The organism is Pseudoalteromonas sp. GW168-MNA-CIBAN-0100 (assembly GCF_040309225.1).
In the GTDB taxonomy this organism is placed as follows: domain Bacteria; phylum Pseudomonadota; class Gammaproteobacteria; order Enterobacterales; family Alteromonadaceae; genus Pseudoalteromonas; species Pseudoalteromonas arctica.
The window spans coordinates 84,378-98,702 of sequence record NZ_JBEOOL010000010.1; the positions used below are offsets into that span (position 1 = coordinate 84,378).

Genomic DNA, 14,325 nt, shown 5'->3' on the forward strand with positions numbered 1-14,325 from the left:
AGTAGTTTGATACAAAAACGCCAATATATGAATATTGGCGTTTTTTGTATATTAAGTTTTTAGCGTGCGACTATTCTATCTCGCCCTGCATCTTTAGCGGCATATAAGCCTAAATCGGCCTCTTCTAATAACGCTTGCTCAGCATATACTTTACCACTTTGAGTGGTGGCGATACCTATACTAATAGTGATGTGGTCTGCATTTAATGAGGCTTTATGTTCTATATTCAAAGCATTTACAGCATTGCGTAATTTATTAGCAAACTCCACAGCTTCATGCCTATTCATTCCAGGTAATACAGCTGCAAATTCTTCACCACCATAACGAGCTATAAAGTCACTACCACGTTCACATTGAGCTGCGAGTGCTTGTGCAACATCCTTTAAACATTCATCGCCAGCACGATGTCCGTAGCAATCGTTGTAACGCTTAAAGTGGTCTATATCCATAAGTAACACTGATAGCGGGGTTCCACTGCGTTTACTTCGGCGCCATTCACGAGCTAAGTTTTCGTCTAGGTAGCGTCTATTTGGGATTTCAGTTAAGCCGTCGATTGAGGCTAGCATCTCTAGCAGATCATTTTTTTGCTTTATAAGTAATTGGTTACGTACTCTAACGCGCACAATAGAAGGGCTAAATGGCTTAGTGATATAATCCATAGCACCGAGTTCTAGGCCCTTAGCTTCGTCGTCATGGCTACGATTAGCTGATATAAATATAACGGGGATCGATTGAGTTATCGGATTTTCTTTAAGTTGCACAAGCACTTCATAGCCGTCAATTCCTGGCATAATCACATCAAGGATAATTAAATCAACTTGCGCAGTTTTTACAAAGGTCAGTGCTTTTTCACCACTTTCAACTAAGAATACGTCGTGTTCTACTTTAAGTGTTTTTTCAAGTACTAATCTGTTGATTGGATCATCATCTACAATAAGTACTTTAGCTCTTTTCGACATCCCTAGCCCCTACCCCTTTTATAAAAACAATTACCTGTTCTAACTGCATAATAAGCTCTTTCAGTGTTATTTCAACAGGCTTGTTAGTTGTTTTAAGTGTTCTTTCACACAATAAAGCGCAGTGAGACAATCGTCTAAAACCTAAATTACCTGCTACACCTTTTATACTATGCACTAAGCGTACCAAATCATCCTTATTGGTTGTTTCTTCTATTTGCAATAGCTGGGTTTCGCATAAATTAGCAAATTTACCAATCATTGTATTGAGGAGCTTTTCATCCATACTAAACTGCGTTAATGCGAATGATTTTTCAAAAAAGCTTGGTTTAACTAAGTTTAAATCGGCAATTGCATCAATAAGTACCTTAGCAACAACTGGTTTAGTTAAATGCTTATTCATACCGCACTTTAAAGAACGTTCAATATCAGCGGGTTCACAATGAGCCGTTAAAGCAAAAATAGGCAGTTGCTTTGCGTCAAACTGTTGACGAATTAAAGCCGTAGCTTGGCAGCCATCTATTTGCGGCATTTGCACATCCATCAATATTAAGTCAGGCTTTAAAACTTGCAATAATTCCATGCCGATAGATGCGCTTAAAGCGGTAACAACACTTACGTTTGCTTGGCGTAATACACTGCTAATTATTTCTAAATTAAGTTGATTATCATCAATGGCTAATACAAGTAGACCCGATATATCAACTTTAGTTTCAGCAATATTATATATTACGGCATTGGTACTAGCTTTAGGCTGTTGCTGAGAGTTCAAGCTAAATAGCCTTTGTCCCAATGCCGATGCTTTAACGTGATGCGCAGCTAAATGCTCACTTGTTGGTAAATTAAGGGTGTGCTGATGATTAATAATAATTACCGATGTTTCTTTAGCTGATAACGAATCATTAATTGCTTCAATATTTAAAAGTGCAGGTAAGTCGGCCGCATCGATTATTATTTGCTGAGTATTGGAGAGCTTAATTGGGTATTTAAGTACTTCATCTAAATTAATATTAGCAAGCTCTGTATAAGCATTTGTTACTTGCTTAAGCTCTTTGCTTTGATCCGATAAAATAGCCAATGTATTAGTCGGTAACATCGTATTTTTAGTGGTATCAACCAAAAAACTAACGCTGAAGTAAAACTCACAGCCATGACCTTTTTTACTCTTTAAAGCAATCTCCCCTCCCATTAATGACACCGCATGTTTAACAATCGCTAAACCTAACCCAACACCATGATGTATACGTGTTGAAGACTCATCACCTTGCGTAAAGGCGTCAAATAAACGCCTCTGATCGGCTTCATCTATGCCCATACCGGTATCAATTACTTTAAAGCAAATATGCTGTTGCTCTAGGCTATCGCTTTCAATAAGTTCCATTTTTAAAGTGATAGAACCTGTTTTTGTAAACTTAACAGCATTTGTTAATAAATTACCTAATATTTGCTGTAAGCGAATACTGTCGCATATCAAATCAGGCGCTATTAACGGGTCAATATCAATAACAAATTCAATACCTTTTCCTTCGCACAATGGAGCCGTTAAACTTTCACAAATATCCACCAGCTCAACCATACTAAAAGATGCTTGTTTTAAATCGGTTTGCGAACTTTCTATGCGTGCAAAATCAAGCATTCTATTGAGCATTAGCAACAAGCTTTGTGCTGCATGCTTAGCTTGATCCGTTTGTTGTAATTGCTTTTGCGTTAATCCTTGCTCAATAAGCATATCAAGCAGCCCTAAAACAGCATTAAGAGGAGTGCGTATTTCATGACTTAAATTGGCTATAAAGCGACTTTTAGCAAGGGTTGCTCGTTCGGCATCTAGTTTCGATTTAGTTAATGCGCTCACATCCTGAATGTGAATAACGTAATAAGCTGGGTCGCGGTTTTCATCCCATACAAGCGATACACTCAGTTGCAACCAACTTGTTAAGCGCCCTTGAGCAAGCGTTAAGTGGTATACGCGTTTTTTGTCATCTAGCAATTGCGCTAAAGTGCTTTTTATTTGCTGCCATTGAGTATCGTCAAACAATGCTTTTAACTGCTCACCAACCAGTACTGGCTGTTCAGAAAACTGCTTTCTTGCCGCTTTATTTACTTGTAATATTGTGTGCTCAAGCGAGAGTAAAACCACACAGTTAGCCGCAAATTCAATCGCACTTCTAAATTTAGATTCTGATGCTTTTAAGGCCAATAATGCTTGTTGCTGTTCGGTAATATCGCGACCAATACCCATAGTCCCCAACAGATGTTGGTGCTCGTTATAAAAAGGTGCAATAGTAAGTTGATACGTTTTTTTATCAGTTTCTATTCGCTGTTCAACACTGTTTCTATTTTGTAATACTTGTTTTTCAAGCGCATTTATTTGTTGATCGTTATCACCTAAATCATCTACATATTTACCGACTAATGCAGTTTGATCTTTACCGATGTACGCCTCAAATGCTTTATTGCATCCTAAGAATGATCCATCAATATTTTTAAAATAAATAAGATCTGGCACACTGTTTAGCATAGTGTTGAGCAAAGCCAAGTGGCGCTCTTTTGCTTCGTAACTGCGGCTTAGTTTTTCTGATTGCAACTGAACCTGGTCGTCCAGAGCTTTATTTGCACTTTGTAATGAATCAACTAACTGTTTGTTTTTAGTAAATACACGCTTCACTTTAGAAAACCAAGGCTGCCAGCTCAGCGGTACTTTATAATCGAGCTGCACTTCTTGCTGTGTACCGTTACTCTCTAGGTACGACATTAAGTGAGTCATTGGCTTAATAAAAATGCGCTGACTTAACCAAAAAAACACGCCAAACATAATACTTAAAAATAGCGTTAAAAATGCGAACTCTAATAGTATTTCATACTTAATTGGGCTTATTAATTGGGGTTTGTGCTCGTAAAATGCTGCGTGAATAGGTAACTCATCCATAGGCTGCATAAAGTAATTACTATCACTAGTTAATACTGTTTTTTTACTATGGTGCTGGGCCAAATCAGGCCAATAATTTTTTAATGCTGTTGCTTGCTCTATTAACTGTTTAGAGCTGGCGATAACTTGATGTGATTGGTTCATAAAAACGTATTCACCACTGTTCGGTGAAACCTTTTTTAACCACCCAGAAATTGCCTGAACATCATAAATCAAAATAATGTAATCGGCTGAGCCGGTGCTTCGTTGTCGGCCAATAGCAAAATACGATTTATCATTCACTTTAACAATGGGACTTGAAGTAAGTTTGTTTGGTGAAAATTTTGGCTTGAATTTTCCATCTAGAATTTCAGTAAGCATTAAACTTTGGCTTTTGTTGCGCCTGCTTACATAAGCAAAGCCATTATTATCAACATATGCTACAGCAGACAACGACTGCATTAATGCAAGCGTTGTATTAAACGAAGGCCCTAATGTAATAGCCTGCTGCCACTGCATTAATGCCTTAGCAGATAACGCAAACTCCCCCTTACCTACAATTTCAGTGCCTTGCTCACTAAAGTGACGGTAATAGTAACCATCATATTGATTTATGCCCTCGAGTAAGCTTTGGTTTATTTTTGGATAGGTCGTTTGTTCGTATAAGCTAAACATGGTGGTGAGTAGACTACTCACCGACTCCATCCCGTGAGTAACATGTGCTGAAACATTCGTAAAATCGGCTTCGCGTTTTTCAACCGCCCGCTCAAGCTTTATATTATATAAGTGCAAGCACAGTAAAAAAGCGACAATCAATGGCACTAAAAGCGCAATAAATAATGAACGATAATAATGCTTCAGAGGTAAAAAATTCAATGTACTGCCTGCCATTTGGCTCGAAAATCAATCGATAGACTATCGAGCCAATTTGTTAAGCGCAAGTTATAAATTTTCTTCTGCAAATGACGCTAAGCGACTACGTACAACACCGTTGAGGTTTATAGTTGCGCTGCCTTCAAAGTTTTTAAAGCGCTCTACTATGTACGTTAAGCCCGATGTTACTGGCGTTAAATAGTTACTATCTATTTGCGCCAAGTTACCCGTACAAATTAATTTAGTACCTTCGCCGCAGCGAGTAATAATTGTTTTAAGTTGAGATGCCGTTAAATTTTGGCTCTCATCTAAAATTACCACCGCATTTTGAATACTACGCCCACGCATAAAGTTAACCGATTTAAACTGCACATTGGCTTTTTCCATAATGTAGTTTCGGCTTGATATCGGATTTTCGTCGCCTTTGTGCAATACCTCCAGCGTATCGGTAATGGCTGCAAGCCATGGCGCCATTTTTTCCTCTTCTGTGCCGGGTAAAAAGCCAATGGACTCTGCTATTTCTGGCGTATTACGAGTGACTATTACTTTATCGTAAATACCTTTTTCGATGACCATCTCAAGGGCGCTGGCAAGTGCTAACAAGGTTTTACCGCACCCTGCTGGTCCTGTTAAAATAACAAGTTCAATACTTGTATCCAGCAGTGCATCTAATGCCATCCCTTGATAAATATTTTTGGGCTTAACGCCCCATGCTTGTTGATGCATTAAACGCTCAACACCAATATCTTTTAGCGTTATGTGCTCGTCATCGTACGATTTAACACGCGCCGCAAACTGATCCCCTCCATCAAGTAAATATTCATTACAAAATACATCAGGTATTAAGTTTTTAGGCACATGATGAAGCGTATCTCGTCCGTGTTGCTGCGTATTACATTCCCCTACATGGTCCCAAAAATCCCCTTCAATTTTTTTATAACCACTAGTGAGTAAGCTGATATCGTCAATAAGTTGGTCGGTACGGTAATCCTCAACATATTTAAGCCCTGCGCCTTTGGCCTTTAAACGCATGTTTATGTCTTTTGTTACTAATATAACTTTTGAATCACTGTGCTGCTTTTGTAAATACACGGCGCAATTAATAATACGATGGTCGTTTTCGTTACCCGGCAAACCAGAAATGGAGTCGGCAAATAAATGGTCGTTTACAATAATAAGCGTACCCGCAGAACTCGCTTTTGCCTTTTTGTTACTCGGCAGCGCCACGCCTTGTAGCATTTGCTCAGGCGTTGCATTTTTAAGTACCTCATCTAATCCACGAATAGCGACGCGCGCATCGCGGCTTACGTCGTGTTTTCTGTCTTTTATGTGGTCGAGTTCTTCAAGCACCGTCATCGGAATTACAACGTCATGTTCTTGAAAAGACAAATAAGCGAGGGGTTCGTGAAGTAGTACGTTGGTATCTAGCACATACATTTTACTTTCAAGGTTCGAAGCTTTTTCCATAGCACTTTCCTTACGTTTTATGATTTTTATGCTATACCAAAATAACTAAGTAAAACGGGCAAAACTTAAACCTGCAATACTTAATTGCCAAGGCATAATGTAAGTTTAGTCTATTTGTCATAAAAGTCCGTTTTATTACAAACTGTAATTAGTTTTGATTTACCTAAAAAAGAGTCATAAACAAGTTGTTTTAATAGTAATAATTAACACTTACAAAATTAATTAAAAGTGAGCCAAATAGCGCCTTGCAGTGGTGTTAGCTTACAGGTAACATAGCCGCCTTTTTCATCATAGACGAGACATACATGAATTTTTCCTTAGGTCAGCGTTGGATCAGTGATACAGAGTCAGATTTAGGATTAGGCACCGTTGTTGCCATTGAAGGCCGTCAGGTCAGCATATTATTTCCTGCCAGTGGTGAGAGCCGTGTTTATTCTTCGGCAGAAGCACCTGTTACCCGTGTGGCATTTAATCCTGGCGATGTGATCAAAAGCGTTGAAGAATGGGAATTAGAAGTAGAGTCTATTGAAGTACAAGGCGAGTTACTGTGTTATCACGGCACCCGTGTTGATAACGGCGAAACTGCCAAGCTTAAAGAAACCTTTTTAGATCATTTTATTAAGTTTAATAAACCACAAGATCGTTTATTTGCGGGCCAAGTCGATCGTTTTGATCGCTATACACTTCGCTACCAAACGTGGTTACATAAATTTGAACGTGAACAATCGCCTATTAAAGGCTTAATTGGTCAACGTGCTAATCTTATTCCGCACCAGCTTTATATTGCCCAAGAAGTGGGTAAACGTTTTGCACCACGCGTACTTTTATCAGATGAAGTAGGCCTTGGTAAAACAATTGAAGCGGGCATGATACTACATCAACAAATTATTAGTGGTCGTGCGAGCCGCGTACTTATTGTTGTACCAGAAAATCTACAGCACCAATGGTTAGTAGAAATGCTACGCCGCTTTAACTTACATTTTTCTATTTTTGATGAAGAACGCTGCGACGAAGCGTTTGCAGATTCACCAAACGTGTTTGATACAGAGCAATTGGTACTTACCAGTCTTGAGTTTTTAACCAAGAAAAAACGCTGGTTTGAACAAGCAACACTTGCTGATTGGGACTTACTAGTTATAGATGAAGCCCATCACCTAAGTATAAATAACGGCAAGCCAAGCTCAGAGTACCAACGTATGGCAGAGCTTAGCCAAGATATTCCTGGCCTTATTTTACTTACCGCAACGCCTGATCAACTTGGTCACAGCAGCCACTTTGCACGTTTACAGTTACTCGATCCTGACCGTTTTTACGACTACGACGTGTTTAAAGAAGAAGAAGCAAATTATAAAGACGTTGCTGAAGCTGCAAATCAATTACTGCAAGAGCAAGGGCTAGACGACACAGCCAAAGCCACACTAATTGAGCTATTAAAAGAAACCGATATTACTGATATTCTTGTAAAAGCACAGCAAGGTGATTTACCAGCACGTAAAGAAATACTTAACATGCTGCTCGATCGCCACGGCACGGGTCGCATATTATTTCGAAACAGCCGCAGCGGCATTGATGGCTACCCAAGTCGTAAATTACACGCCTACCCTATGGCACTGCCAAAACAGTATAAAACGGCTATGTCGGTTCTTGGTAACATGGGCGGCATTCAAAACCCTGAACTAAGTGCACACCGTGCTCTTTTCCCTGAAAAAATATTTCAAGAGTTTGAAGGCGAAAGCGCAAGCTGGGGTCTATTCGATCCACGTGTAGATTGGTTAATCGACACTCTTAAAACGCTTAAGCGCGAAAAAGTACTACTTATATGTGCTAAAGCTGAAACAGCTATCAGCCTTGAGCAAATACTGCGTGAGCGCGAAGCAATTAAAGCGTCGGTATTCCACGAAGGTATGTCTATTATTGAGCGTGACCGCGCTGCTGCATTTTTTGCAGACGAGTACGATAATGCACAAATATTACTGTGTTCAGAAATTGGCTCAGAAGGTCGTAATTTCCAGTTCTCGCATCACTTAGTACTGTTTGATTTACCACTGAACCCAGATTTACTAGAGCAGCGTATTGGTCGATTAGACCGTATAGGTCAAACACAAGATGTGAACATTCATGTGCCATATTTTGAAAACACCGCTCAAGAAGTATTGCTACGTTGGTACAACGAAGGTCTAGATGCATTCGAATCTACCTCTTCAACGGGGCAAATGCTTTATAAAGAGTTCCGTGATGATCTACTTGAATATATTTCTGCGCATAACTGCGATGAAGACGAACTCGATCCATTACTTGAGCAAGTAGCACAGCAAAATGCAGTACTGCGTAAAAAAATGGAAAGCGGACGAGATCGTTTACTAGAGCTACATTCATCGGGTCAAGGTGCTGCAGATTCACTTGTAGCTGAAATCGAAAAACTCGACAATCAGTTTGAATTACCAAGCTACATGATCAACGTGTTCGACACATTTGGCGTAAGCCAAGAAGATAAAGGCGAAAATACCATTATCTTAAAGCCAACTGAGCATATGTTAAACCCATCATTCCCATCGCTTAAAGAAGACGGTATGACCGTTACCTTTGATCGCGACACGGCACTTTCGCAAGAAGACGTGCACTTTGTTAGTTGGGATCACCCAATGGTGCAAGGCACCATGGATATGATTTGTGACGACGACTTTGGTAGCGCATCGGTTGCATTGCTTAAAAACAAAAAGTTACCGCCTGGTACCTTTTTTGTTGAGCTTATTTTTGTTGCAGAAGCAATGGCACCAAAAGTATTACAGGTTGGTCGCTTTTTACCGCCTACACCAATTCGTATATTACTTGATAAAGCAGGTAATAATTTAGGTGAGAATGTGGCATTTGAAGGCTTTAATCAGCAGTTATCAGCCGTTGGCCGCCAAACAGCAAGTAAACTTGCGGGTGCACTGCAAAGCGCTGTTCACCCTATGATTACTACCGCTAAAGATATGGCACAAGAAAAACTTGAAGTTATTCGTGCAGCGTCGCTTGTTAAAATGCAAACGTCACTCAGTGAAGAGCAAGAGCGACTGGTAGCCCTTAAGCAAATTAACCCGAATATTCGCCAAGAAGAAATTACCTTCTACGATAAGCAACGCAACGACCTAACTACGTATATTGAAAAAACGCAGTTACAACTTGATGCAATTCGATTAATAGTGGTTTCACACTAGAGATTTTGGCTTTTAACCGCTAGCCTTTTAAGCTGACTCCAGAGTAAATTTGGAGTCAGCTATTAAAAGCTTAATTAACTAAATAGCTGTATCTTTTTAAACTTCATTTTTAAAACCACGTGTTCTTATTTAGATGTGAGCTAACACTACCTCTTTAGCTTTATACTAAGTCCTTTGTTGTACTGTTGATTTTACTCAACATAGCCGTATCTAAAAACTCAAGCTACGCCCTATACAGCTATTGTTTGAGATAGTTGATAGGTTTATTTTCCCTTGCATAAAGTTGTTTTTTTGTTAACCTACTCGCCTTCCATTTTAGTCTTTTTGAGGTGTTTATGGCGTTTCTATCTCGTTCGATATTGGCGTTGTCCATAGCGCTCTCAAGCAGCAGTGTCTTTGCTCAAGCCCAATGCGATGTTGAATTACGTCATGGTTTAATTATTACTGACGATGCAATTCGCATATTAGATAAAGGCCAGACTCGTGTACAAATTAATAACAATAACCAACTATTTATTCGCGGTTATTGGGTTGATTTAAGCGATGACGAAAGCAAAGTACTCGAACAGTTTAGTAATGGTATTCGCCACACAGTCCCCGAATTAGTAAATCTGGCTACAGATGGTGTTAACTTAGGTTTAAGCGCTATTGAACACGTAGTTGAAGGTATGTCAGACAAAGAACCTGAAGTACTTAAAACACAACTAAAGTATGTAGAGCGCGCGCTAATGGATAAGTTTAAGCGCGGCGATGACTTCTTTTTTATAGCCCCTCAGTCACTTTCGCAAATAGATGATTTTTTTACTAAAGAGATCAGCCAGCAAATTCACTCTGCAGTGCATGGATCGTTAGGTGCTATTTTGGTATCACTCGGAGATGCGTTCAAATCGCGTGAAGGTAATATAGAAGATCGTATTAACGACATGGGGCAACGCATGGATATTATCTCAAGAGAAATTGATAAGTCGCTACAAAAAAAGGCGCATCAATTAGAGCTTAAAGCTTCTGAGTATTGCGAATGTTTAAATGCACTCGATGTAACCGAGTCTCGCTTACAGGCAATAGTACCTGGTATGGCCGATTACGATTTAGTGCAAATAAAGTCTTAGAGCACGTATTCGTTTTTATAATCAAATAACACCGAGTATGAACATACTCGGTGTTTTGCTTTATGATTGATTAAATGATTGATTAAAAATAAGCGCTTCTACTTTTTATTCTAAATTGGTGAGCCCGGTGGTATTAGCAGCACTTTAAAGTTATTTGGCCATTGCCCTTTAATTAAAAACTGATTTACTTGCTCAGCTAAATATTGCTTAAACGCACTCTCGCCAGTACTTGTATGGCTCAGCATTGAGTTTTGGTTAAAGTCTTCACTCAACTTAACTAAGTAGTAACGTAACTGCGCTTGCACTTCAGGGCTTGCACTATCGCTTGCTACTAAATCAGCCATAGCTTTTGCTGTTAAAAATTGCACGCGCTGAGTGATTTTACCTGTCATTGTATTAGGTGATGACACGTTAAACACTTGGCTATATAGCTCCTCAAGTAACTCATCTAAACTATAAAAGTCATTACTACGCGCTTGTTGCTGCGCTAAGCGATTTAAACGCTGTGCATTTAATAAAAGCGACAAGCTGTGCTGCACTGCAACCTCGGGTAATGCCATTGCATCGAGCGTTAACCCTGTGCGCCCAACTATGCTCTCGCGCGATTTAGACTCGCCATATGCTTTTGGCGGAATTAGCGATAACACAGATTCAGGAAGTAATAAGTTACTTGGCTTAAGTGTTGCAAAAATAGCGTTTACCGCTTCTTGCTGTGTTTTTTTATTAACGACTTGTGCGCCTATTACGGGTGAGTCACCGCGTGTTTCGTATTCATAATCAACACCGGCTATAAGCTTAACCGCAGCCTCAAGCTGAAAACGGTGAAACAGATAAAGCGGAACTAGTTTTTCCTCTAATTGCGATAATGAGTCGCCCGTTTTAATATTATTAATACCAAACTGCGAAAGCGCTTTTTTACGTACGTCGAGTACTCTTAAAAGTTCCTGCGAAGGATTAGTGCCGTTATCCCATAAATGAGCTGTTGGATGCGCGCCACCTTTAGCACGAGCATCACTATCTGATATAAACTCAAGGCCTTTGGCTTTGTTCTCTTTTAAAATAGCAGCAAGTTCTGCGCTTTCATCTTGGTTAGTAAAATCGCTATAGCCATATTTAATTACTTGGGTATCCCACACGCCCATGCCTGTTGCATAGCCGCGCGTTACATCAAGCTTACCTTGTTCATTAAAACTAAGTAGCGGATGTGGGTAATCCATTACTGAGGCTCTATCCCCTACCGATGCTGCAAAGTTATGAGAAATACCTAACGTGTGGCCAATTTCATGTGCGCTTAATTGGCGAATACGATCAAGCGCCATTGCTTGCAAGTTTTTAGCAACTTCATTGCCTTTTAAATAAGGAGCAGCAAGAGCTTCGGCTATTAAAATATCTTGGCGAACACGCAATGAGCCGAGTGTTACATGCCCTTTAAGTATTTCACCTGTACGTGGGTCGATCACCGAACTTCCGTATGACCAACCACGCGTTGCACGGTGTACCCATTGAATGACGTTGTAACGAATATCCATAGGGTCGGCGCTACTTGGCAGCACTTTTACTATAAATGCATTTTTATATCCTGCCGCCGTAAATGCGTCGTTCCACCACTTTCCACCTTCAAGCAAAGCGCTTTTAACGGGCTCTGGAACGCCAGGATCAAGGTAATATACAATTGGTTTAACAGGCTCACTAATAGGTAAACTTGAATCCTTTTTAGTTAAACGATGACGCGGTATATAACGCACGTACATAGAGTCACCAAGCGGCGCTGCGTAATCTTTATGTTCTATACTCCAAAAACCTGATTGCGGATTAAACTTACGGGGCGTGTAGTTATCATCTGGTAATTGAATAAGTGAATGATGCATGTGTACGGTAAGTGCGTATGGGTCGGCACTTACTTGGCGAACAAATTCACCTGGTTTTGTGCCTTTAAATGTAAGTACAGCTTCAAGCTCGGTGTTTTTTACAAATGCTTTTGAGCGATTCATATAAACGGCGCTACGTGACTCATCAAGGCTAAAGTTGCCTTGCTTTCGTGCAGCAAGCGTCCGGCTTACGCCGTGTACATCACTTAATAAGTAAGGCGTGTAATCAATAAGTGCTGTGACTTTATCTTCTGCGACTACTTTAAAACCAGCAAGTATACTTGATGCAAACGCTTCTTTAATACTTTGCTGTTCGGCCTTGTTACTTGTGTTGGCACGATAGTAAGTATTTACAGCGCGTAACATTACTTTGTCGCCAAAACGCTCAAACTGCACAAGGTGAGTATTACCAAGCTGACCTCTATCAAGACCTATGTCGTTAGAGCCAATACCGTAAGGCAAGCTTTGCTGCAGTAAAAATTGCTGTTCAAACTTATCAACTTTTAAATATACTTTTCCGTTTTGGGTATCGTAAAAAAACGAATAATAGCCCGGAAAATGATTCATTTGCGTAGTAAATTCATCAATTGACTTAATTGCTGCGTGCGCTTGAGTTATGATAGAGCACAGCACAGTAAAGAATATGTAACTTAGTAGTGGTATTTTTTTCATAATCTTATCTTTGTTATTTGTGTTTTAAGTACGATTAGGTGGTCCCATTATAGGGTGCTATTTAAACAATACAGTTATTTAAGACGAATTTCAGCGCTCTAAGCTAATCTCTCTCACATTATGATTGGTTTTAACACGTTATCAGGAAAATAGAATGCGTAGACTCCCTCCAGTATTACTTGAAGATGGTTGTTCAAGAGAACTTTTATCATTAATTCGAACAATTTTAGCAGCATGTAAAGAAATTTCGTTTCGCGTTGGTCAAGGCGCGCTTTCTGGCGTATTAGGCTCAACCCTTGATGAAAACATTCAAGGCGAAACTCAAAAAAAGCTCGATGTATTATCTAATCAGCTGTTAAAAGATATTTTACTGGAATCAGGTACGGTTAAAGCAATCGCGTCTGAAGAAGAAGACTACACAGTAGCAGGTAACCCAGACGCTAAATTTATAGTGGCATTTGACCCACTCGATGGCTCGTCAAATACGGATATTAACTCACTTGTGGGTACTATATTTTCTATTATGGAAGCGCCTGAAGGCTCCGACGCTGCTGATCAAAGCATATTTATGCAGCCCGGCCATAAGCAAGTTGCTGCAGGTTACGTACTTTACGGGCCATCAACAATGCTTGCGCTGACTACAGGTAAAGGCACGCGCATGTTTACCCTTGATAAAACACAAGGCAGCTTTTTACTTACACAAGATTTTGCCGAAATCCCTGCTGATACAAACGAATTTGCCATTAATACGTCTAACCAACGCCATTGGCAACCAGCGATGCAAAACTACATCGATGATTTGCTAGCAGGCGATACAGGCCCGCGCGCTAAAAACTTTAATATGCGCTGGATTGCAGCAATGGTGGGCGATGTACATCGCGTGCTTAGCCGTGGCGGTTTATTTACTTACCCTACCGACACCAAAGATCCTAAAAAGCCTAATAAATTACGCCTACTTTACGAAGCAAATCCAATGGCTATGTTAATAGAGCAAGCTGGCGGTATCGCTTCAACCGGTACCGAGCGTATTATGGATATTCAGCCTGATGCAATCCACCAGCGTGTAGCCGTTATTTTAGGTTCTAAAAACGAAGTAGAAACGTGCTTGGGATATCATAAATAATCGCTTAAAACGATTGTCTTCAATTTAAAAAAACCGCATTCAATTGAAGTGCGGTTTTTTGTAGGTGAGGTTTTACATTTCGCTTTTTAAACACCAAAGCCACGTTACATGAGCGCGAAGTAAATTCGCACCTACAGGGTTGCACATATTGT

At 39.9% G+C, this 14,325-nt stretch carries 7 protein-coding genes; 3 read left to right on the forward strand and 4 right to left on the reverse strand.

The genetic code is table 11. From position 1 onward, the window contains the following. Positions 1-59: 59 nt before the first annotated feature. From AAEY62_RS08255 to AAEY62_RS08265, 3 genes are read right to left on the reverse strand one after another with little or no spacing between them, the layout of a single operon-like run. Positions 60-959 carry a diguanylate cyclase gene (locus tag AAEY62_RS08255; RefSeq protein ID WP_024590665.1) on the reverse strand — a complete coding sequence of 300 codons (900 nt, stop codon included), beginning with the start codon at positions 957-959 and terminating at the stop codon, positions 60-62. Continuing rightward, complete coding sequence (locus AAEY62_RS08260) at positions 943-4,752, reverse strand: PAS domain-containing hybrid sensor histidine kinase/response regulator (protein WP_101163681.1); 3,810 nt, start codon at positions 4,750-4,752, stop codon at positions 943-945. Before AAEY62_RS08260 ends, AAEY62_RS08255 begins: the two co-directional genes overlap by 17 nt. Positions 4,753-4,803: 51 nt before the next feature. Further along, positions 4,804-6,201 (reverse strand): PhoH family protein, encoded by a 1,398-nt coding sequence (locus AAEY62_RS08265; RefSeq protein WP_010553307.1) that lies wholly within the window; start codon positions 6,199-6,201, stop codon positions 4,804-4,806. Between the two features lie 305 nt (positions 6,202-6,506). Between AAEY62_RS08265 and rapA the strand changes: the two genes are divergently transcribed. Both rapA and AAEY62_RS08275 read left to right on the forward strand, forming a co-directional pair. After that, positions 6,507-9,401, forward strand: a complete 2,895-nt coding sequence (rapA, locus tag AAEY62_RS08270) for an RNA polymerase-associated protein RapA (RefSeq protein WP_101163682.1) — start codon at positions 6,507-6,509, stop codon at positions 9,399-9,401. 335 nt (positions 9,402-9,736) lie between these two features. Then, entirely contained in the window at positions 9,737-10,510 is a 774-nt protein-coding gene (locus AAEY62_RS08275) for a YggN family protein (RefSeq protein ID WP_007581974.1), read from the forward strand. Between the two features lie 110 nt (positions 10,511-10,620). Here the strand turns inward: AAEY62_RS08275 and AAEY62_RS08280 are convergent, their stop codons facing one another. Beyond that, on the reverse strand, positions 10,621-13,050 hold the full coding sequence (locus AAEY62_RS08280; protein ID WP_350634782.1) for a zinc-dependent metalloprotease: 2,430 nt from the start codon (positions 13,048-13,050) through the stop codon (positions 10,621-10,623). Positions 13,051-13,204: 154 nt separating this feature from the next. Here AAEY62_RS08280 and AAEY62_RS08285 point away from each other — a divergent pair, with 154 nt between their 5' ends. Beyond that, positions 13,205-14,173 carry a class 1 fructose-bisphosphatase gene (locus AAEY62_RS08285; RefSeq protein ID WP_350634783.1) on the forward strand — a complete coding sequence of 323 codons (969 nt, stop codon included), beginning with the start codon at positions 13,205-13,207 and terminating at the stop codon, positions 14,171-14,173. The last annotated feature ends 152 nt before the right edge of the window (positions 14,174-14,325 follow it).

Coding starts and splice junctions, on each gene's coding strand:
- AAEY62_RS08255 (WP_024590665.1), bottom strand. CDS start 959: ATGTCGAAAAGAGCTAAAGTACTTATTGTAGATGATGATCCAATCAAC.
- AAEY62_RS08260 (WP_101163681.1), bottom strand. CDS start 4,752: ATGGCAGGCAGTACATTGAATTTTTTACCTCTGAAGCATTATTATCGT.
- AAEY62_RS08265 (WP_010553307.1), bottom strand. CDS start 6,201: ATGGAAAAAGCTTCGAACCTTGAAAGTAAAATGTATGTGCTAGATACC.
- rapA (WP_101163682.1), top strand. CDS start 6,507: ATGAATTTTTCCTTAGGTCAGCGTTGGATCAGTGATACAGAGTCAGAT.
- AAEY62_RS08275 (WP_007581974.1), top strand. CDS start 9,737: ATGGCGTTTCTATCTCGTTCGATATTGGCGTTGTCCATAGCGCTCTCA.
- AAEY62_RS08280 (WP_350634782.1), bottom strand. CDS start 13,050: ATGAAAAAAATACCACTACTAAGTTACATATTCTTTACTGTGCTGTGC.
- AAEY62_RS08285 (WP_350634783.1), top strand. CDS start 13,205: ATGCGTAGACTCCCTCCAGTATTACTTGAAGATGGTTGTTCAAGAGAA.